The sequence below is a fragment of the Corynebacterium fournieri genome, from assembly GCF_030408775.1.
GTDB classification, from domain to species: domain Bacteria; phylum Actinomycetota; class Actinomycetes; order Mycobacteriales; family Mycobacteriaceae; genus Corynebacterium; species Corynebacterium fournieri.
This window is the reverse complement of sequence record NZ_CP047210.1, coordinates 1,655,302-1,674,194: the sequence shown is the minus strand read 5'-3', so window position 1 is coordinate 1,674,194 and position 18,893 is coordinate 1,655,302. Positions and strand designations below refer to the sequence as shown.

Here is an 18,893-nt window from a genome sequence, read left to right as displayed (position 1 = left end):
GAGGAGCGGAGTGGCCAGCACTGTTTACGGGCCGAGAGATCAATGGCCACGCCATCCCCAGAAAGACTTAAATGAGCAGGCGCAGAAAGCGAGATCGCTCGGATGGAGTGCGAAACCTAAGGAGAGTCACGGGGGCTTTGTGCTCATATGTCCCACGGGAGAATGTCGCGTGCGCATTGACTCGACTCCGCGGAACCCGACGAGAAAAGCCAAAGAAGTTGATCGGGCTATTCGACACTGCTCGCATTCCTCCACGCACCGCGAGAGTCTGCAGGAGGCTCTTGAGTATTTGGACAAAGCGGAACGGTTGATCAAGGCTGCTGAAGAGCTTCTTCGCGCTAAACAGCTATTCGGAAAAGCGATCGAGCTCGAGCTAGATACTTTTGTCGAAGGTGCTATTGAATGCGAAGAGAAGGCGGGGGAGCTCTTACGTGAAGCCGGGGCATCTGATGCAGGGGCCGCGGATGTGCCTCAGATCAGTGAATGTGCTGAGCGGCCACTCGAATCCGCTCGGCAAGAACTACGGGCGCGATATCTGGACAAGCCCCCACATCCAGAGGTTGATGACGCGTGGAAACGTTACAAAGGTCTGCGGGACAGATTGCGCGGGGCGAAAAAGCAAGTTCGGAAGGGGGAAGGGTGAAAGATCCTGCGGTTTTGTTAGTTCTCAAATAAACTGTTTTACTGGTTGTCATTTGACAACCTCGCTGGCCTTGAGAGGGGATGAAGATGGCAACAGTAGTTAGACTGCAGGTTCACGGAATCGATTTTTCCGATGATCAACGAATTGACGGCATCGAAGAAGCTGTTCCTGAGGTGTCCTTTTCTCTCTCAAACGGGGTTGTAATTGCGGAAATTGTGCTCGAAGAGGACAGTGAGAACCTCTTCCACAAAGCAACCGATATCCTGCACATACTCAAGACACGCGACACATTGATTGTCGATAGAGTTGAACCGCTTTTGGTGAACACCTCCGATATTGCGCAACTTGTTGGTGTAACGCGCCAAGCCGTGACGAAATGGGTGGCGAATACAGACAACGCCTTTCCAAAAGAAGAAGCGTGTATTGGTAGAGGGGAGCGGCGACAAAAGATCTGGAGCTTATATGAGGTGAACACCTGGCTTGCTGAAGTGGCGAAAATTGACTTGGGACTTGAGCTTCCGACGCCGGAGCTCGTCCGAGAGATTGACGCCTTTTTGGTGGAGAAGCACGAGCCGGTCTCGGAAGAGTGGGCTTCGTTTGCAGGCGCCGGGGCGAGCGTGATGTTTGAGGAGTCGGTCCGGGGGCAGCGGTCTTCCGGGGATACTCCACGCCCCGGTGAGTGGATGGAAATCTACTGGGGTTCCCCTTTTTCTTCGAAACGTACAGTGGTGAAGAAGTCCGAAGGGTATCGGAGGGTTGAAGTGAACCGGAAAGGCTCTGTGCTGTGAGCGAACAAGAGCAGAGCGTCGAGGTGGCGAAAGAGTGTGTCGTAAACGAGATTCGCCTAGTGGCCGTGAATGCGGATGCTCTGAACTATGAGACGCCATACGAAGGCGTCCATGTGCAGTTTGAACTTGGTCAATTTCAAGGGAAACTCATTGAAGGTGGGGTGCGGGTTCGTGCTAAAGCGGAAACTAAACTTTTCGCCGATGGCGAAAAAGAGCGAGTTCTTGGTGAAATCGGGATCTGGTACGAAATAGATCTCTCTGTACCAGAGGAGCAAGCTGAATCTTTCATCCACGATCCAGACCGCAAGGGCGAGATTATTGACGAGTACGTTGCTCCGGCACTGTTTCCCTACGTGCGGCAGAAAATACATGATTTGACCAACGAACTTCCACTTGTGCCAGTGCTGCTTCCGGTGAATACCTTGCGGGGATTGGGATAGGGGAGCTGAAGCTTACGGCTTTCGCCACGCCCGAAGTGCCTGCATGGTTGAAGATGCTTGGTTGGACAAATACGGGCGAGTAGTCAAGTAGAAATCACCCGATAATGCTTAAGTGCTCGCTCTCGGCGCTCGAGTGCTAATGGTGACATACTGGCGCAGCTATTACTAATGCTTTCGATGAATCTGGCAAAGCTTGACAATCAAGAGCATGGCTCGGATATCCTTCAATGCCCTAATTTTTGGAGACTGTCGACCCCAAATCAATACGGATCTGATTTTCGCGGATCGGGAAGCTATGGGTGGCGTTTACCGCAACGCCGAAACCAGTGTGGGCACAGGTGTGGTCGAACAACCTCAGAGCAGTCAAACCGTAAATCCGCCGGTGCGGCGATGCAGGGGGGCATCTTCCCAGACCAGGAGTCCATTGTCCTGCTTGTCGGGCCAGTTCTTGCCGGGCAGCAGGACGACTAGAACCGGTAAAACGGCTTCGCGTCGCTATCCGCACTCGAACCACACTAAACACCGCATGTACCAAACGAAGGTGATAACGGCGACCACCACCAGCTAATCTCCTGACCAACTCCCCGAACCTCATACCGAGCTGAAAGCACACACGGCTTTACCACTTCACGGGACTTGACGAGTGCGGGGGACCTGTGGTCGTCGATAGGCAATTGCGCACCGATGGCACCGTGCCGGCGACAACCGCGCGGAGTGTGTCGCCGACCGGTCCCAGCGTGAAATCCCTTAGGCCAGGTCCTTGACTAGGCACTGCGCGAGCTCGTGAGACGAGGACGGGTTCTGCCCGGTGTAGAGGTTGCCGTCGACAGTGACGTAGGACGCCCACGGCTCCGGCGTCTTGTCGTATTTAGCGCCGAGGGCGACGAGCCGGTCCTTGAGCAGCCAGGGAGCCTTGTCGGCGAGCCCGGCGTCTCGCTCTTCGTCGTTGGAGAAGCCCGCTCGGTGAGGATTCGTGCGGACGTCTCGTCGACTGCGGGCTCTTCCATCGGGCATGCCCGCCGGGGTAGAAGACAAGGTCGTAGTCTGCGGCCTTGACGTTGTCGATGTCGAGCGGTTCTGCCAGAACGGATTGGAGTTCCTTAAGTTCAGCCGGCGTCGGTGAAGATCGGAAGCGGGGTTACGAGCTCTTCGGATCAGAATCCGGTGGGGTGGGGTGTGCCGTCGTTAAGCGTCCAGTGCTCTGCTGTTGTCCTCCTAAAACTTGACCATCATCTTTCCGGTGTTGCCGCCCTGGAAAAGCCCCAGGAACGCGCCCGGCATATTGTCAATGCCCTCGCGCACCGTGGTTTCGTAGCTGATCGATCCATCGACGACCAGGGGCGCGATCTGCTCCTGAAACTCCTTGGCCAGGTGCGAGTATTGGCCCACCACAAACCCGCGCAGCGTGAGGCATTTGCCGATGGAAAGGCCCAGGTTTCGCGGCCCCGGCGCCGGCTCGGTGTCGTTGTACTGGGCGATGGCCCCGCACATAGCGATGCGGCCGAAGGTATTCGCGTTTTGGATCGCCGCCTCGAGGTGGTCGCCGCCGACGTTGTCGAAATAGACGTCGATGCCCTCCGGCGCTGCCTTGGCTAGCTGACCGTTGACGTCGCCGTCCTTGTAGTTGAACGCTTCGTCGAAGCCGATCCCGGTGATGTAGTCGATCTTCTCCTGCGAGCCTGCGGACCCGATCACCTTTGCCGCGCCGAGATGCTTCGCAATTTGTCCTGCGGCCGAGCCCACAGCACCTGCCGCGCCCGAGATGAACACGACGTCGCCCTCTTTCATCTCGCCGACGGCGGTCAGGCCGACGTAGGCGGTCAGACCCGTCAGCCCGAGCATGCCCAGGTACGCCTCTGCGGGGGCGAGGTTGGTGTCAATCGGCTCCGCCTGGTCCTCGTTGAGTACGGCGTGGGTGCGCCACCCCGCAAAATGGCGGACCGTGTCGCCTACCTTGAACTTGGGGGAGCGGGACTCCGTAACCGTGCCGATTGCAGTGCCGGTCAGCGGCTGGTCAATCTGGAACGGCTCGATGTAGGACTTCACGTCGTTCATCCGCCCACGCATGTAGGGGTCGACGCTGGCGAAGGTGTTCTCGACGAGGATCTGGCCCTCTGACAGCTCCGGCAGCTCTACTTCCTCCATGCGGAAGTTTTCGCTCGTCGGTGCGCCCTCTGGGCGGGAGGCCAGGACCCATTGCTTCGATGCAGTCACGCTGTGCTCCTTTGTCGTTGTTCTCTGTGCGTTCGGCCTTTGCCGGAACATCAGGTGGAACGTCGAGGAGGGCTGTCGTTATTCCTGCTATCTTGCCGCGATACGAAAAATGCCCCGTGGCCAGCTGGTGCTGATCACGGGGCTCCATCTTTTTGCTCCTCCAACTGGGCTCGAACCAGTGACCCTTCGATTAACAGTCGAATGCTCTGCCAACTGAGCTATGGAGGAATATGTTGCTGTTGCTTTCGCTGTGCAACGAGATGTAAATATAGCGTGGGATGTTTGTAATGCCCAAATCGCCAGGTTGATCGTGGTTTTGGGGTAGTGTCGCGGGCATGTTGATTCCGGTTGGTGGATTCCGTGTAAACGCGCTCGCGTGGGGGCTGGTGGGCTTCGGCGTGGTGTGCCTGCTCTCAGCGGACCGGTTGGCGGACTGGCGGGCGCTGACGTTTTTGGGCTTGGCGCTGGTGGTGCCGTCCCTGGTCTGGCTGGCGGCGGATAAGTGGTTCTCGCGCCCACGCGGGGTGCTGTGGTGGCTCTTGGTCGCCGCCGCAGTCGCCCTTGGGGTGTGGGGAATTGCGCTCTTTCCCTCGAAGTGATTGGGGTTACTGGGATAGGGTGGTGGCTATGAAGAAACCGATGCTTGCTCTCGGCGTTGCCGCCGCCGTCACCACGTCCGCCGTTATTGCTCCTGCCGCCTTTGCGGAGGGGACCGAAACGACTACTGAAACTGGCTCTTCTTCGAGTTCGGGGGAGGCCGAAGGGTCGTCGCTAAGCACGGGCGCCATCGTGGGCATCACGCTCGGCGTGCTGGCCGCTGTGGGCGCCGGTGGCTACTTCGCGCTGCAGCAAGGCTTGCTGGAGCTGCCGGAAGGGATTGACCCGGCCGCGGGGCTCGGCGCTCTGATCCCGGCGCTGGCCATCCCGGGGCTGACCCAGAAGCCGGCGGCATCGGGTGAGGCGAAGGGTTCGTGCGCGCCGCAGGCCTTCGACGCAGTGGTGCCGGAGTGGCCGCACTTCACGGGCACCTCGGTGATCTTCTGTGACGGCAAGTGGGCCATCACGGGCGCCAACCAGACGGACTGGATCCTGTACTTCAAGAATTCCAACGGCAAGTGGGCCGTGCTGCCTACCGCGGGGACGAAGCAGGACGGGATGTCGCGCGGGTGCTACAACGGCAATACCTTGCGCGAGCAGGGGGCGCCGGAAGAGTTCATCCGGCAGGCGCCGATCTGCACGCCGGCGGAGATTGGGAAGTAGTTTTTCGGAGGCGCACGGGCGCTTGGGGCGCTGAGGGGGTGAGCCGGGAGCGAGTTGTGTCGCTGCCGGCTTTTCTTTTGCAATCTAGGTGGACAGGTGTTGTTCGATTTTGGCGTATAGACGAAAACCTGAATTCGTCGGCGGGGGAGGCAGTCTTCGCCCCTTAACTCGCTGGTCGCACTCCTGGTAGAAGTCAGAAACGAGCCAGGCTTTCAGCGCACCACGCGGAGCGCCGGGCGGGCCGGGGCGCTTGTTGTCCGGGTAGCGCTCGAGACCGTGTGAGGTTGCGTACTGAGCATGAGCGCGTGCAGGTCTTGTGGCGGGAGCTTTGTTTCAGCGGCGATGTTCGAAATGCTGGCGCCACCATCGGGGGAAAGCACGTAATCGAAGATGCGTGAGCGTTCATACTGCAGTGTGCTGCCGGGCTCGCCGGTGCGGAAGCCGCGCGCGGAGAGGGCGGTCAGGTGGGAGTGGTATTCCCGCTCACTGAGTTTGCCGTGGTGGTAAGCGGCGCGAAGCATGGCCATGGCTGACACCTTCAATGCGGTCTTGAGCCGGAGGATGTCGTCGAAGCTCGCGTGCGAGCGAAGGTGTGCGTGAACAATGCCGGGCGGGATGAGGAAGTCAGCGGCGAACTGGTTCGCCTCGTCCTCCTCGCGTGCTCCGTTGTGTGGATCGTCGGAACTGTGAAGTAGCAGGTGCCCCAACTCGTGCGCGAGGTCGAAACGGGTGCCCTCGGGGGTGCGGCGACGGGCCAGGAAAATGAGCGGTTGCTCGCCGTCCCACATGGAAAACGCGTCCACCGCAGAGGCTGCGGGCGGCAGGCCCATGACGGCGATGCCGAGGGATTCGGCGAGTTGGACCGAGTTTGGAACTGGCCTGTCGCCGAGCTGCCAGATCGTGCGCGCATGGCGGGCTGCCTCCGAAGGCGTAAGCCCGGACAAGTCAGGCAGGTCAGGCTCTGGGAAGTTGAAGTTGCGTCGAAGCCAGGCCAAAAGTGCGCTGGCGTTTGCCCCGGATGCGACTGCAACGCTCTTCTGGCGTTGAGTTGCGCGGCTGCCAGCCCGAAAGAGGGTGGAATCCGTCGAGGGGACTTCGAGCTCTTCGGAGACCAAGTAACCTGCGGTAAACCCGAGTGCAGCCTCGAGCTGCTCGATGAGGGACTCGGTGCGGGAAGGTGGCGGTCCCTCATTCTCCCAACGAGACAACGTTGCTGGAGCGATGCCGAGATTGGCGGCGAGCTCCGCTTTTGTGAGGCCACGGCGCAATCGCGCAACAGTAATACGGGACGGCGAGATACGGGCGGAGTTAGTCTCCGCTTGCACGTGAGATTGTGAAGTCAATGTCATCGTCCTCGGTCCCGAAAAGGTCTGGCTGGGCCATAGCGAATTCCGGATGAATCGGTTTGAGCAGAACTCTAACGTCCCACGCCTCGACTTCTCCGTCCTCGGAAATTGAGGCTGGGCGTGAGAACTCGCTACGGAGCTCTTCATGCTCCTCATCATAAAAGTACAGAAGCAGCCATTCACCTGGCGGGGGAGTGTGGCGGGCGTCAGGCGTATGCGACGCGGGTGTGAAGGGCCCCAGCCCTATCTGAAGCTGGTTTGACGCGTTGACAGATTGAATGGTTGAAACCCCTTTTCTTCGCGCCAAACCTGGTGCAGCTTCCCGGAGGCCGGTAGCTGAGTTGCCAGCGGCTGCGACGAACTTCGTTTGCTTATCAACGTGGACAAGGAGCGGGCGGTTGTCCGGGTTCGCTATTTTCCAGTTGTTACTTTCGCAATGGAACTTTCGGATGGAGAAGTTAGTCTCGGACCACTGGTAGTACCCAGGGGCAGTCACGGGGTGGTACACCTCGCAGTTCTGCCGCTGCGCGAGGCCCTCGGTGAGGGCAGTGGAAAGGCAGTCTGCATCGATATCGCGCTTTGCTAGGTATTCTTTGGCTTCACTGGGCGGGATGATCGTTGTGTTCTCGATGGGGGACGGTGTTGTCATGGTGGCTCCTTCCGGCCTCGTCGGGTGTGGAGCTGAAAATAGCGCACGGTGTCGACATTCCCGCTGGAAATTGGAACAGACGTTCGCACCGAAGGCTCGTCGCAAAGCAAAAGGCCCGGCTGCACAAACGCAACCGGGCCTTCAAGCCACTGCCTACACCTGGTAGCCCATCGGCGCACCCGGGCCGAGCGGGATGCCCAGGAAGTACCACAGCAGGAAGAAAAGGAACCAGCCGATCAGCATGCACATCGAGTACGGCAGGGCCAGCGACATCAGGGTGCCCACGCCGGCCTTCTTGTAGTACTTCTGCAGGAAGGTCAGTGCGAGGGCGAAGTAGGGCGACATCGGGGTGATGATGTTGGAGGGGGAGTCGCCGATGCGGTAGAGCATCTGGGTCACCTCAGGCGAGACGTCCACGTACATCATCATCGGCACGACCACCGGCGCCATCAGCGCCCACTGCGCGGAGCCGGAGGTGATGAACAGGTTGATCAGGGTGACCATCAGCACGAAGGCTGCGAAGAGCACGACGTTGGGCAGGTCCCAAGACTGCAGCAGCTCCGAGCCCTTGATGGCCGTCCAGGGGCCCAAGTTGGACCACTGGAACCACGCCAGGAACTGGGAAACGGCGAAGAACAGCACCAGAATGGGCAGCAGGGACTCCAGGCCCTTGGCCATGAACTTGGGCACGTCCGCCGCTTCTTTGACCGTGCCCACGATCAGGCCGTAGACCAAGCCGGTGGCGAAGAAGATGAGGGTGATCGGCACGGCGATGGCGCGGATCAGCGGGGACTCCATGAAGCCCTCCTCGGGGCGGGCGAAGGGCGAGCCCGGGATGAACAGCAGCGCGAAGTAGGCGGCCAGGCACACCACGAGCGTGATGCCGGCCCAGTTCAGGCCCTTGCGCTCCAGCGGGGTGAGGGTGAGGTCATCGTCGTCGGTCAGGTGGGCGTCGTCGGGCTGGTTGGACTCGTCCATCTGCAGCTCGCCCTCGTCGATAGCGTCGTGGTCGACCAGGCCCTGAGCTTTCTTATCGACGTACAATTCTGTCACCGCCGTGATAATCAGCGACAGCACCACTGCCGACGGGATGACGAAGAAGATGTTGGCAAGCGGGGAGACCTCGTAGGTTTGGTCTACAAGCTGCGCCGCCGAGGTGGAAATGCCGGCGAGCAGCAGATCCGTGATGTTCAGAATCAACGAGGCATTGAAGCCAGCAGAGGAGGCGGCAAACGCCACCATCGCGCCCACGACAGGGGAGCGGCCCACGGCGTGGAAGGCCATCGCACCCAGCGGGATGATGATGACGTAGATGGCGTCCGAGGCCACCGAGCCGGTCACACCCGCCAGCGCCACCATGAAGGTGAGCATCTTCGGGCTGACCTTGTCCACCATCGCGCGCACCATCGCGGCCAACAGCCCCGTCTGTTCCGCCACGGCCACGCCCAGCATGACAGCCAGGATCACACCCAGCGGCGGGAAGGCGATGAAATTCTCCACCGCGTCGGTGACCATGCGCGAGATGTTTTCGCCGGTGAGCAGGGATTCGACGTGGATCTCCTCGCCGGAGGCGGGGTCCACTGCGGACAGTCCGGCCTTCTCTGCAATCCACGAGGACACCGCCACCACTCCGGCGAGGATGACAAACAGCCAGAACGGATCCGGTAGTTTGTTGCCGATCCTTTCAATCCAGCCCAGGAAGCCAGGCATGCCCTCCTGGCGCTGATTGTTGTCTTTGCGGTCCGCCCGTTCTTGCAGGCCGTTTTCTACTTTGGTTGATCCAGTCATGGTGGGTCTTCCTGGTCGGCGATAATTCGTCGTAAAAAGGTGAGAGCCACCTTACATTTTCATAGCGAAGTAAGGTAAACGAAGTGAGTACGAAATTGCAGATTTCCCCGCGCGACACCCGTCCAACCCTCCGCGGCGCCGGTTGCTTTGGTGCGCTGACCTCGGTCATCGCGGTGGTCGCCGTTGTGGCGCTCGTCGTGGCGCTGACCCGCCCGGCGCTATTCGGGATGGGGGAGGAAAAGGTCGAGTCGACCACCATCGGTGCGCAGCTCAGCGACATCGCCGAGCTCGCCACCGAGGAATACGCGTTTTCGGACGTGGGCAAGTTCGACCAGGCTGGCCTCGAGGTGCTCGGCGTGCACGTGCCGTTCACCGGCCGCAACTTCCTGGTCACCTACGACGGGCGCGTCACCGCCGGCATCCGCGATGCTTCGCTTATCGACGTCACCTCCGGCAACCACACCATCGAAATCACTTTGCCGAAAGCGGAGGTGCTCGAATCCCACATCGACGCCGACAGCGTGAAGGTGTACGACCAAACCATGAACCCCATCAACCAACTGCGCGTCGAAGACGTCACCGGCTTCATTGCCGACCGGGAGAACGACGCGCGCGAGAAGGCTGTTTCGGCTGGGCTGCTCGACCGCGCCGGACAGCGCGCCGAGGAACTCGCGCGGGCGCACGTGGAGGCACTGGTGGCCGGAACGGACATGGAGGACTACCAGGTGCGCGTGACGCTTGTCGAGTAATCTTTCGTGCATGCGTAAAACTTTTGCCGCGGCCGTTGCGGCCTGCACCGTTGCCCTTGTTGCTCCTGCCGGCGTGGCAGAGACTGTGGACCCGGGCTTCTCCCGTGTCTGCGTGATCGAATACAACGTGGACCAAATCCCGGCGCTCGCCGCGGGGCTGCACGCGGACGACATCCTCTACCACTCCGGCGACCGCGCCGACGCGGTTGCGCTTTGGAAGAAGGAGCAGGACACGCTGCGCGCCGGGCTGGAAGACAACGGCTGGGGCACGCTGAAGGACATCGACAAAGACTCCCTCTGGCCAGTCGAAGACCACACCGCAAGCTCCGTTATCGCCGAGGACCTGGGCAGCTCCGACACCGGCGCACCCACCACCCTTGACACCCCGTTCAGCGCGGGTGAGGTCGCCTACTTCAAGTCGGCCGCCTCCTACACGACGCAGCGCTTCCAGGACTGCGGCAGGGAGGTCAACCGCCCCGTGCCGGCAGCACCGTCGAGCCTGGACCTCGCCCTCGCACCGGGCAAGATCGCCGGCATTGTTGTCGCCCTGCTGGCCGTGTTGGGTGCCGGCGCGGCGTTTGCAGCGTCTGCGGGCCTGATCCCGGGCGTGGCGCTGCCGTTCTAGCTTCGGAGAGCAGAAAAGTTCACTCGCAGCGTGCCGGCCAGTGAATTTTTTAGCAGGCGCCGATTTGCCACCTGCGGAAAGTGAATTATCTAGCAACCGGGTGCGATCCTATTCATCGCCGGGGTCTGCGGACTTCCTGTGAACCATCGGTCGTCGGGATCGGAGTTCGAGGATGAGTTATCCGCCGGAGGTACGGCAGCGTGCCGTTGAGCTTTCGGGGCAGGGGCTTGCTGCTTCGCAGGTTCGTGCGCAGTTGATTCGGGAGGAATGTAGGTCTGTTCCTTCTACCGCTTCAATTTCGGGATGGGCACGCAACGCCCGTCATGGCAGCGGGGTCGATAAAGGTTGGCGTTCTGCCGAGTTGATTGCTGAGGTCGTTCGGGCGAATGTGACAACGTCGGCATCCACCCGCGAGATTGGATGGCGTTTTCGGGTCGCTGCGAGTTCCGTGGCGGCGTGGACGCACAAGTTCGCTCCGGATGCGGGTTCGCGGCGTGGGATGACACCGCAGGAGATAGAACAGGCGACACTGGCGCGTGTGAAAGAACACCACGAAGCCCAAAAACGCAAGCGCAAGAAGGCCGAAACACAACGTCAATCACAACGCGCCCCGCGCGATGAGAGTGCATATTCACGCAACCATGAGCAGCCAACAGCTCCGTTTGATGAGGCAGCGTTGCCGGATGACGTTGAGACCCTCAAAGACCTGTTGCGTCAAGAGCGGTTTATGCGTCTGGCGGATAAAGCGCTGTTTGAGGCGGTGATGGAATCTGAGGGAAAAGCGCAAACCCGGAGACGCTCGACAGCGTGGTCGTCGCTACGGCTGTCAGACGACTCCGGGACGTCGGATACCAAGTAACGCGTTGCTGCGCCTACTACGGATTGAAGTACAACACCTACAAGTCGGCATGCAAGCGGTTAAAACACCCTCTAGTCGACCGAAAAGGCCAGGCCAAGGCAATGGTTACCGCCGCCTGTGAGGGCAACCGCATGGTCTACGGCTACCGCCGCGTGAGTGAAGTGTGCAAAGCGAACGGTCTGTCGCTGGGGGAAAAATCGATTCGCACGATCATGCGCGAAGAACACCTGCAGCCGAAGATGAAACGCACGAAGCGCTACAGCTCGTACAAGGGCGAAACTGCGCATCGCCCAGCAAATCGATGTCTGGTTGGAGACATCGACACTGTCACAAAAAATGGCACCCACGTCTCGCAAAGATATCGTTCGCAGGCGCATCGTCGCAGGCAGGCGGGCAGGAAGGATCTGGTACACGATTTCTATGCCGATGCGCCAAATCAAAGACTCGGCACCGACATCACCGCGTTTCAATGCGCTGACGGCAAAGTCTTTTTTAGCCCGCTGATCGACTTCCACGACAACATGCCCATCGCGTACACCTGCGCAACGCGACCAGCGGCGTTGCTGACCAACACGATGCTTGAAGCTGGGCTCGAGCAAATACAACCAGGACAACGCCCCGAACTGCACACCGACCGTGGCTGGCACTACCGCCACATCGATTGGGTTGACCGACTGACTGATATCAGTCACGACAGGCAACAATGCACACATTGCACAGAGGAGAACCCGTGCGATAACGCCTGGTTGATGGTGCCGTCCCTATCCCGGCTCGGCAACAGCGGCGACAACGCCCGAGTAGAAGGGTTCTTCGGCACCATCAAGCGCGAACTTCACGCCAGTGGAATTCGCCCCGAAAAGCACACAACCGAGGAGTTTATGAAGTATCTTGACGATTATCTGGACTGGTTCGTCTTTGGCAGACTCACCACCGGACCAGACGGGCAATACACAACCCTGGCTAAACAACGAAACATAGCCAAAACCACCTAGCCAACAACACAACGGCCACCAGTGTGGTTCACAGGAAGTCCGCAGACCCGCCGAGTGAACAATTCCGCAACGCGCCTGGGGCCGAGCTCGGGCCGACGCCGTGGTCCGTTGCGCGCACGTAGGGTGGGGCTCATGCAGCTCGAGAAGTTTTTCCAGGACTGGCCGGTAGACAACGTCGCGGCGGCACTTGTCGGCGACACCGAATCTCAGTTCGGCGACACCGACCGCGTCTTCGAGCTCGCCAGCGTGACCAAGCTCCTCTCCGCCTACGCCGTGCTCCTCGCAGTCGAAGAGGGGGCATTCGAGCTCGACGACGCCGCCGGGCCGGAGGGTGCCACCGTCCGCCACCTGCTCGCGCACGCTTCCGGCGTCGGCTTCGATTCCCGAGAGCCACAAAAGGCACCGGGGGAGCGACGCATCTACTCCTCGGCCGGCTACGAAATCCTTGCGGACCACGTTGCAGAGACCACCGGCATCCCCTTCGCCGACTATGCCCGCGAAGGTGTCTTTGAGCCGCTCGGGATGACCAAGACCGAGATCTACGGCTCGGCTGGCCACGGCGGGCGCTCCACCGTCGACGACCTTTCTGCATTCGCAGGCGAGCTCCTCTCGCCGCGTCTTCTGGATCCGTCAACGGTTCGCGAGGCCTTTTCCAACCAATTCGGCGACCTGCGCGGCGTGGTGCCCGGCTACGGCATGCAGAAGCCCTGCCCGTGGGGCCTGGGTTTTGAGATCAAGGCCGACAAATCCCCGCACTGGACCGGCGACGGCATGCCCGAAGGCACCGTCGGCCACTTCGGTATGGCGGGGACCTACCTCTGGGTCGCCGGCGACCAGGCGTGCGTGGTGCTCACGGACCGCGAGTTCGGCGACTGGGCCAAGCCGCTGTGGCAGGAGACCAACACGGCGCTGTGGGAGGCGCTGGGGTAGGGGGAGACAAAGGCCCCCGCGCAGTTTCTGAGATGAGCCATCTGCGCTGCATGTTTTAAACTGCACCCATGACTACGACGAACACCCCGCTGCCAGCCGCGGGGCAAAAGCTGCCGACCAATCAGGTCGTGCCTCTGATGACGGCGTTGCTGGTCGCCGTCTTCGCGTTCCAGCTCAATGCGTCGATGCTTGCTCCGGCGCTCGCCACCATGGAAGCCGACCTGAACGCCACCACCGCGCAGATCGGCATGACGCAGACCGCGTTTTTCACCGCGGCAGCCGTGTTCGCGCTGTTCATGCCGCGCTGGGGTGACCTGATCGGCCGTCGCAAGGTGCTCGTCGGCATGATGGTCGTCACCGTCATCGGCTCGATCGTCGCCGCGCTGGCCACCAACGTGACCATGCTGTTCATCGGCCGCGTGATCCAGGGCGTGTCGGGCCCGACCGTCGCGCTGACGTCTGTGATGTTGCGCCAGGCGGTGCGCGAGGAGAAGCAGTTCGCGCTCCTGGTGGGCATTCTCACCTCCGTCAACGGCGGCATCGCGGGTATCGACGCCCTCCTCGGCGGGTGGCTTACCGACGCCTTCGGTTTCCGCTCCCTCTTCTGGGTCATCGGCGCCGCCGCGCTGATTGCCGTCTTCGCCGTGCAGTTCGGCGTGCCGGAGACCAAGTCCGACCAGCTGCAGCCCATGGACTGGAAGGGCGTTGTCGGCCTGGTCGTCGGTGCCGCGACCATCCTCACCGCACTCAACGAGGCCGGCGCGCTGGCCGCCGCGAACTGGGTCATGGTCATCATCCTGCTGGTTATCGGCATTGCTTCACTGGTGTGGTTCTGGCGCACGGAGAAGGCCAGCCCGCACCCGCTGATGTCCACCGACCTGCTGGCGCAGCGCCGCACCTGGGCGCTGCTTTTGACCACCACGCTGACCATGACCGGCGTGTTCGCCGTGATGAACGGCCTGGTGCCCAACCTCGCGCAGGACGAGGTCAACGGCCCCGGCATGTCCGCCGGTGTGGTGTCCTGGTGGACGCTGACCCCGTACGCGCTGGCCGGCCTGCTCATGGGCCCGGTCGCCGGCTGGCTGGCCGGCCGCGTGGGCTACAAGATCATCCTCCAGATCGGCATCGCCGGCGCGGCCCTGTCCGTGCTCTTCGGCACCGTCGTGGTGGGCAACCCCACGCACGCGATGCTGCTCGCAGTGTCCGTCCTCGCCGGCATCACCTACGCCGGCATGGGCAACATCATGCTCGGCTCGCTTGGCGTCGTGCTCGCCCCGAAGCACAACCAGGGCTACCTGCCGGGCCTCAACGGCGGCGCGTTCAACCTGGGCGCAGGCCTGTCGTTCACCATCATCTTCGCGGTGTTCACCGCCACCAACGGCAGCTACCGCGCGGGCATGATCGCCGGCGCGATCCTGCTGGGCTGCGCGTTCGCCGCATCCTTCCTCATCCCGAAGCCGGAGACGGTGCCGGACACGCTCGCCGCGGAGGATATGGCTGCCCGTGCGTAAGATCATCCTGGACTGCGACCCCGGCCATGACGACGCCGTGGCCATCCTGTTGGCTGTCGGCAACCCGGACATCGAGCTGCTCGGCCTGACCACCGTCGGCGGCAACCACACCATCGACCACGTCACGCGCAACGCCCAGCAGGTGCTCACCGTCGCGGGGCTGCACGACGTGCCCGTCTACCGCGGCGTGACGCGGCCATTGCTTAACGACGTCGTCACCGCCACCGACATCCACGGAGATTCCGGGATGGAAATCCACGGCTTCGAGCTGCCGGAACCGGCGGTTGAGGCGGAGGAAGCCGGGGCGGTCCAGTGGATCGTCGATACGCTCATGCGCGAAGAACCGGGAACCGTAACTCTGGTGCCCACCGGGCCGCTGACCAACATCGCCCTGGCGGCGCGCCTGGAGCCGCGCATCGTTACCCGTGTGCGCGAGGTCGTGCTCATGGGCGGCGCCTACGGGGCCGGCAACTTCTCCCCGTCGGCGGAGTTCAACATCGCCGTCGACCCGGAAGCCGCCGCGATCGTCTTCGGCGAGGCGTGGCCCGTGGTCATGGTCGGGCTCGACCTGACGCACCAGGCACTGGCTACCCCCGAGGTCGAGTCCCGCTTCGCTTCCCTCGGTACCGCGCCGGGCGATTTCGTGGTCGGGCTCATCGACGCGTTCCGCCGCAACTACAAAGGCGCCCAGGGCTTTGACAACCCGCCGGTGCACGACCCGTGCGCCGTCGCCTACGTCATCGACCCCACCGTGGTGGACACCGTCGCCGTGCCGGTGACGGTGGAGCTCGCCGGCGCCCAGACCCGCGGGCGCACCGTGGCGGACCTGCGCGCGTTCGGTGCGGCGATGGCCTCGGGCGCCTCGCCGGCAGACGCTGGTGCCGCTGCGGGTGCCTGCAACACCTCCGTGGCGACGCGCCTGGACACCGAGCGCTTCTGGGACCTCGTCGTCGACGCCGTGAAGCGCCTGGGGTAGGGCCCGGCTGTTCCGTTAAGCGCCTGGGCTAGGGCCCGGCTCTTCCGGCTCTTCCGGTAAAATCGGCTGGGTTGGAGTCCGCTCTTCCCGCAAACCGGCTACCTGCAACCGGCTACCAGGCCATTTTCCGCCTAGTAGCCGGTCGCAGGTAGCCGGTTTTCGCGTGCCCGGGCGGGCGGGAAACACATGGGCAGGCGGAAACACGCGCATGCCCGGGCAGGCGGAACCACGCGCGCCGGCGGAACCACGCGCCCGGACAGAGACAACCGCGCAGAACACCCCCGCCCCAACCCAGCGACCCCACATCGACCGCACAAGGCACACCCAGTCGTGGGCACCGCGCCGTCGCTAGCCTTGGCGCCCATGGACTTCTCTGATGACGTGGGCACTCTTTACTTTGTCCTCGAATACACCGGTGTGTTGTTGGCGGCCACGATCGGCGGGACCGTGGCCAAGCGGATGAACTTCGACATTGTGGGGTTCGCGTTCGTGGCGCTGATTTCGTCGTTAAGCGGTGGCCTCATGCGCGACGCCATACTTAACGACGGCCCCGCCGCCGCCATGACCAACCCCGGCTACCTGATCACGGCCACGATCGGCGGGCTGATCGCCTACTTTGCGCCCCTGCGCGGCAAACTCTGGGAGAATTTCCGGTTCTACGCGGACGTGGTCACCATCGGTGTGTGGGCGGTCGGCGGCACGATCAAGGGGCTCAACGCGGAGCTGAGCTGGGTGCCGTGCGTGCTGCTGGCCGTGATCACCGCAACCGGCGGCACGCTTGCCCGAGACGTTGTGCTGCGGCAGATCCCGGCGCTGTTTACCAGCGAGAAGATGACGGTGTTCCCGGCGATCATCGCGTCGGTGATCATGTTGGTGCTCAACCGCTTCGACCTGGTGTGGGAGGGCATGCTGGCCGCCGCGATCGCCGCGCCGCTGTTTGCGTTGGCGGTGTACTTCGGCGGCGACAAGCTCTTAGGGCTTCAGACCAAGCGCCTCGAGCGCCCGCTTGAAGAGAGGATCGGCGAGGCATTGGGTGTGGACACCGACTCGCGACGCCCGGCCGAGTCCGGCAAGGAGGTGCGCAACGCGCTGGAGAGCGCCTCGGACGAGCAGCTGGTCCAGGCGCTGCGGGTGATGCTGCAAAACGAGGTGCGGGAGAGCACGGAGGCGAAAGCCTAAACCAGAAACCCGCCCCGAAGCCGCGCCAACCCCTTTACGATGGCGCGCATGTACTTCGACAACGTGCTCACCGCCGTCGGTTTCTCGTTTGCCGTGATGGATCTCATCGGCGTGTTCCTCAATGCGCTGATGGGCGGCCTTGTCGCTCGGCGGATGCGTTTCGACGCCGTCGGTTTCATGCTCATCTCCATCATCTCCGGCATGGCGGGAGGCATGATCCGCGACGCGCTGATCGGCTCCACGCCGGCGTCCGCGCTGCAGAACCCGTGGTACATCGGCACCGCCCTGGTGGGTTCGTTGGTCGCGTTCGCCCTGCCCATTGAGGGCCGGGCCTGGGAGTTGTTCCGCTTCCACGGCGACATGGTCATCGTCGGGGTGTGGGCGGTCACCGGGACGATCACTGCCTTGCGCGCGGACGTGAGCTGGTTCGGCTGCATCCTGATGGGCATTCTCACCGCGACGGGCGGGATGGTCATCCGCGAGATGATGATTGGCCAAATCCCATCCATTCTTGTGGACCGGCAACTCTATGTGGTGCCGGCCATGGTGGCGTCGATAAGCGTGCAGCTCTTCTACGACTTCGGCTGGCAGTCGGTGGGCCTGGCCGTTTCCGCGCTGCTCGGTATTGCGCTGGGTGTGGCCGCGTACTGGCTGGATTGGTCGGTGCCCGGGGTGGAGGCGCTCGCGCCCGTGGACAGCTATTTCACCCGGGTGAAGCACCGGGTCGGCGACAAGCTTCCGCCCGTTTCGTACCGGCAGCGCGCCGCCACCCCCACCATGATCTCCGCGCCCACCCGCAAGGACGTGCGCGACGAGCTCGCCGCCGTCGACGGCGAGGTTTCGCACGAAGACTTCGTCGCGGCGCTCTACCGCGCGTACGGGCTGAAGTAGCAGGTGTGAAACCATAGGCCCATGCTGTTGCTTGTGGCGCTCGCAGTGGGCGGGCTGATTCCGATCCAAACCGCGGCGAACTCACGCCTGCGCCTGAGTCTGGGCAACAAGCCGGTGGTCTCGGCGCTGATCTCGTTTTCGGTGGCGTTGCTCGTCGCTATCGTGGCGACGAGCGTGCTGCAGGGAAACCCTGTGCCCCAGTTCGCTCCGGGGGAGTCCGCGCCGTGGTGGGTGTGGCTCGGCGGCGCGATGGGGGTGTGCTTCGTGCTGGGCAACATCCTGCTGTTCCCGCGCCTCGGTGCGGTGCAGACCGTGGTGCTGCCGATTCTGGGCCAGGTGGTGATGGGTCTGGTCATCGACTACTTCGGCTTGTTCGGCGCCCCCGTGTTGCCGGTGACGTGGATGCGCGCACTCGGTGCGGTGGTGGTGCTGGCCGGAATCGTGCTGGTGCTGCGCGCCGGTAACCGCCCGGCCGTGGAGGGCGATGCCGTCGGGCTTGAACTGTGGCTGTTCCGGGTGCTGGGCGTCCTGGTTGGCGTCGGTTCCGCGGTCCAGACCGCGGTGAACGGCTATTTGGGCACGATCGCAGGATCTTCCCTGCACGCTGGCGAGATCAACCTGGCGGTTGGTGCGGTGTTGCTGCTTGTGGCGGTGCTGGTGACCAGCCCGAAGCAGCTCACCCGCCGGCCCACGCCCGGACCGTGGTGGATGTGGGTCGGCGGCCTGGTCGGCGCGACGTTTGTGATCTCGGGCGCGACCCTGTCGCCGCTGCTGGGCACGGCCACCACCGTGATCGCCTTCAACGCCGGCACCATCGCCGCCGGCCAGGTGCTGGAGGCGCGCGGGGCGTTCGGGGCACGGAAGAACCCGCTGACCGCGACGCGCCTGGTGGGGCTGGTGGTGATCTTCTGCGGCGTGCTGGCGGTGCGGCTGCTCTAGCCCCCTCAACCTCAACCGAAGCTCGAGCAAATAGGGGGATCAACCAGCGGTTGAGGGTTGCCCGAGTGAACTTGTGTGAAGCAATATCGGCCAAGAGAAATTAGAGGCCGTTGG

General features: G+C 62.5%; 19 protein-coding genes, 1 tRNA gene and 1 pseudogene. 15 read left to right on the top strand and 6 right to left on the bottom strand.

What is annotated here, in order from left to right; genetic code table 11:
• Positions 1 to 169: 169 nt before the first annotated feature.
• The 3 genes from CFOUR_RS08080 to CFOUR_RS08070 all read left to right on the top strand — a co-directional run bounded on the left by CFOUR_RS08080 (position 170) and on the right by CFOUR_RS08070 (position 1,871).
• The gene (locus CFOUR_RS08080) at positions 170 to 643 is read left to right on the top strand and encodes a hypothetical protein (protein WP_143339018.1); all 474 of its coding nucleotides are present in this window, start codon (positions 170 to 172) and stop codon (positions 641 to 643) included.
• Positions 644 to 729: 86 nt separating this feature from the next.
• Complete coding sequence (locus tag CFOUR_RS08075; RefSeq protein WP_143339019.1) at positions 730 to 1,431, top strand: hypothetical protein; 702 nt, start codon at positions 730 to 732, stop codon at positions 1,429 to 1,431.
• Positions 1,428 to 1,871: a hypothetical protein gene (locus CFOUR_RS08070; protein ID WP_143339020.1), complete on the top strand. Its 444-nt coding sequence runs from the start codon at positions 1,428 to 1,430 to the stop codon at positions 1,869 to 1,871. The genes CFOUR_RS08075 and CFOUR_RS08070 overlap by 4 nt, the downstream gene beginning before the upstream one ends.
• A gap of 747 nt (positions 1,872 to 2,618) precedes the next feature.
• Here the strand turns inward: CFOUR_RS08070 and CFOUR_RS08065 are convergent.
• From CFOUR_RS08065 to CFOUR_RS08055, 3 genes and pseudogenes are all read right to left on the bottom strand, one after another.
• Positions 2,619 to 3,082, bottom strand: a pseudogene (locus CFOUR_RS08065) (type 1 glutamine amidotransferase family protein); the annotation flags it as partial.
• A 4-nt stretch (positions 3,083 to 3,086) separates the two neighbouring features.
• Positions 3,087 to 4,085 carry an NADP-dependent oxidoreductase gene (locus tag CFOUR_RS08060; RefSeq protein ID WP_101706394.1) on the bottom strand — a complete coding sequence of 333 codons (999 nt, stop codon included), beginning with the start codon at positions 4,083 to 4,085 and terminating at the stop codon, positions 3,087 to 3,089.
• Positions 4,086 to 4,240: 155 nt separating this feature from the next.
• Positions 4,241 to 4,313: transfer RNA gene (locus tag CFOUR_RS08055), tRNA-Asn, on the bottom strand.
• A 107-nt stretch (positions 4,314 to 4,420) separates the two neighbouring features.
• On the opposite strand from CFOUR_RS08055, the gene CFOUR_RS08050 reads away from it, so the two are divergent.
• Positions 4,421 to 4,684 carry a hypothetical protein gene (locus CFOUR_RS08050; RefSeq protein ID WP_085957820.1) on the top strand — a complete coding sequence of 88 codons (264 nt, stop codon included), beginning with the start codon at positions 4,421 to 4,423 and terminating at the stop codon, positions 4,682 to 4,684.
• 28 nt (positions 4,685 to 4,712) lie between these two features.
• Complete coding sequence (locus CFOUR_RS08045; protein ID WP_085957821.1) at positions 4,713 to 5,345, top strand: hypothetical protein; 633 nt, start codon at positions 4,713 to 4,715, stop codon at positions 5,343 to 5,345.
• A 212-nt stretch (positions 5,346 to 5,557) separates the two neighbouring features.
• Here the strand turns inward: CFOUR_RS08045 and CFOUR_RS08040 are convergent, their stop codons facing one another.
• The 3 genes from CFOUR_RS08040 to CFOUR_RS08030 form a co-directional block, all read right to left on the bottom strand.
• Positions 5,558 to 6,688 (bottom strand): XRE family transcriptional regulator, encoded by a 1,131-nt coding sequence (locus tag CFOUR_RS08040; RefSeq protein ID WP_230471827.1) that lies wholly within the window; start codon positions 6,686 to 6,688, stop codon positions 5,558 to 5,560.
• Positions 6,654 to 7,340 (bottom strand): hypothetical protein, encoded by a 687-nt coding sequence (locus CFOUR_RS08035; protein WP_179154833.1) that lies wholly within the window; start codon positions 7,338 to 7,340, stop codon positions 6,654 to 6,656. Before CFOUR_RS08035 ends, CFOUR_RS08040 begins: the two co-directional genes overlap by 35 nt.
• 153 nt (positions 7,341 to 7,493) lie before the next feature.
• Positions 7,494 to 9,128 carry an AbgT family transporter gene (locus CFOUR_RS08030; protein WP_413540781.1) on the bottom strand — a complete coding sequence of 545 codons (1,635 nt, stop codon included), beginning with the start codon at positions 9,126 to 9,128 and terminating at the stop codon, positions 7,494 to 7,496.
• Between the two features lie 83 nt (positions 9,129 to 9,211).
• Between CFOUR_RS08030 and CFOUR_RS08025 the strand changes: the two genes are divergently transcribed.
• From CFOUR_RS08025 to CFOUR_RS07980, 10 genes are all read left to right on the top strand, one after another.
• Complete coding sequence (locus tag CFOUR_RS08025; protein ID WP_230471828.1) at positions 9,212 to 9,877, top strand: DUF4230 domain-containing protein; 666 nt, start codon at positions 9,212 to 9,214, stop codon at positions 9,875 to 9,877.
• A 10-nt stretch (positions 9,878 to 9,887) separates the two neighbouring features.
• Positions 9,888 to 10,502, top strand: coding sequence for a hypothetical protein (locus CFOUR_RS08020; RefSeq protein WP_085957823.1), 615 nt, complete (start codon positions 9,888 to 9,890; stop codon positions 10,500 to 10,502).
• A 172-nt stretch (positions 10,503 to 10,674) separates the two neighbouring features.
• Positions 10,675 to 11,361: a hypothetical protein gene (locus CFOUR_RS08015; protein ID WP_143339056.1), complete on the top strand. Its 687-nt coding sequence runs from the start codon at positions 10,675 to 10,677 to the stop codon at positions 11,359 to 11,361.
• Positions 11,310 to 12,353, top strand: a complete 1,044-nt coding sequence (locus tag CFOUR_RS08010; protein ID WP_290179092.1) for a DDE-type integrase/transposase/recombinase — start codon at positions 11,310 to 11,312, stop codon at positions 12,351 to 12,353. Before CFOUR_RS08015 ends, CFOUR_RS08010 begins: the two co-directional genes overlap by 52 nt.
• 132 nt (positions 12,354 to 12,485) lie before the next feature.
• The gene (locus CFOUR_RS08005) at positions 12,486 to 13,283 is read left to right on the top strand and encodes a serine hydrolase domain-containing protein (RefSeq protein ID WP_290179093.1); all 798 of its coding nucleotides are present in this window, start codon (positions 12,486 to 12,488) and stop codon (positions 13,281 to 13,283) included.
• 68 nt (positions 13,284 to 13,351) lie between these two features.
• Positions 13,352 to 14,794, top strand: a complete 1,443-nt coding sequence (gene uriT, locus CFOUR_RS08000) for a uridine transporter UriT (RefSeq protein WP_085957825.1) — start codon at positions 13,352 to 13,354, stop codon at positions 14,792 to 14,794.
• Positions 14,787 to 15,770, top strand: a complete 984-nt coding sequence (uriH, locus tag CFOUR_RS07995; RefSeq protein WP_085957826.1) for a uridine-preferring nucleoside hydrolase UriH — start codon at positions 14,787 to 14,789, stop codon at positions 15,768 to 15,770. Before uriT ends, uriH begins: the two co-directional genes overlap by 8 nt.
• A 363-nt stretch (positions 15,771 to 16,133) precedes the next feature.
• On the top strand, positions 16,134 to 16,949 hold the full coding sequence (locus tag CFOUR_RS07990; protein WP_179154834.1) for a trimeric intracellular cation channel family protein: 816 nt from the start codon (positions 16,134 to 16,136) through the stop codon (positions 16,947 to 16,949).
• A gap of 48 nt (positions 16,950 to 16,997) precedes the next feature.
• The gene (locus CFOUR_RS07985) at positions 16,998 to 17,840 is read left to right on the top strand and encodes a trimeric intracellular cation channel family protein (protein ID WP_179154835.1); all 843 of its coding nucleotides are present in this window, start codon (positions 16,998 to 17,000) and stop codon (positions 17,838 to 17,840) included.
• A 21-nt stretch (positions 17,841 to 17,861) separates the two neighbouring features.
• A complete protein-coding gene (locus CFOUR_RS07980) occupies positions 17,862 to 18,779 on the top strand; it encodes a DMT family transporter (RefSeq protein WP_085957829.1) in 918 nt (305 codons plus the stop codon).
• The last annotated feature ends 114 nt before the right edge of the window (positions 18,780 to 18,893 follow it).

Excerpts from the sequence above, each read along its gene's own strand:
- CFOUR_RS08030 (WP_413540781.1), bottom strand. The coding sequence starts at position 9,128 with ATGACTGGATCAACCAAAGTAGAAAACGGCCTGCAAGAACGGGCGGAC.
- CFOUR_RS08015 (WP_143339056.1), top strand. The coding sequence starts at position 10,675 with ATGAGTTATCCGCCGGAGGTACGGCAGCGTGCCGTTGAGCTTTCGGGG.
- CFOUR_RS08035 (WP_179154833.1), bottom strand. The coding sequence starts at position 7,340 with ATGACAACACCGTCCCCCATCGAGAACACAACGATCATCCCGCCCAGT.
- CFOUR_RS08075 (WP_143339019.1), top strand. The coding sequence starts at position 730 with ATGGCAACAGTAGTTAGACTGCAGGTTCACGGAATCGATTTTTCCGAT.
- CFOUR_RS08020 (WP_085957823.1), top strand. The coding sequence starts at position 9,888 with ATGCGTAAAACTTTTGCCGCGGCCGTTGCGGCCTGCACCGTTGCCCTT.
- CFOUR_RS08050 (WP_085957820.1), top strand. The coding sequence starts at position 4,421 with ATGTTGATTCCGGTTGGTGGATTCCGTGTAAACGCGCTCGCGTGGGGG.
- CFOUR_RS07990 (WP_179154834.1), top strand. The coding sequence starts at position 16,134 with ATGGACTTCTCTGATGACGTGGGCACTCTTTACTTTGTCCTCGAATAC.
- CFOUR_RS07980 (WP_085957829.1), top strand. The coding sequence starts at position 17,862 with ATGCTGTTGCTTGTGGCGCTCGCAGTGGGCGGGCTGATTCCGATCCAA.
- uriT (WP_085957825.1), top strand. The coding sequence starts at position 13,352 with ATGACTACGACGAACACCCCGCTGCCAGCCGCGGGGCAAAAGCTGCCG.
- CFOUR_RS08005 (WP_290179093.1), top strand. The coding sequence starts at position 12,486 with ATGCAGCTCGAGAAGTTTTTCCAGGACTGGCCGGTAGACAACGTCGCG.
- CFOUR_RS07985 (WP_179154835.1), top strand. The coding sequence starts at position 16,998 with ATGTACTTCGACAACGTGCTCACCGCCGTCGGTTTCTCGTTTGCCGTG.
- CFOUR_RS08045 (WP_085957821.1), top strand. The coding sequence starts at position 4,713 with ATGAAGAAACCGATGCTTGCTCTCGGCGTTGCCGCCGCCGTCACCACG.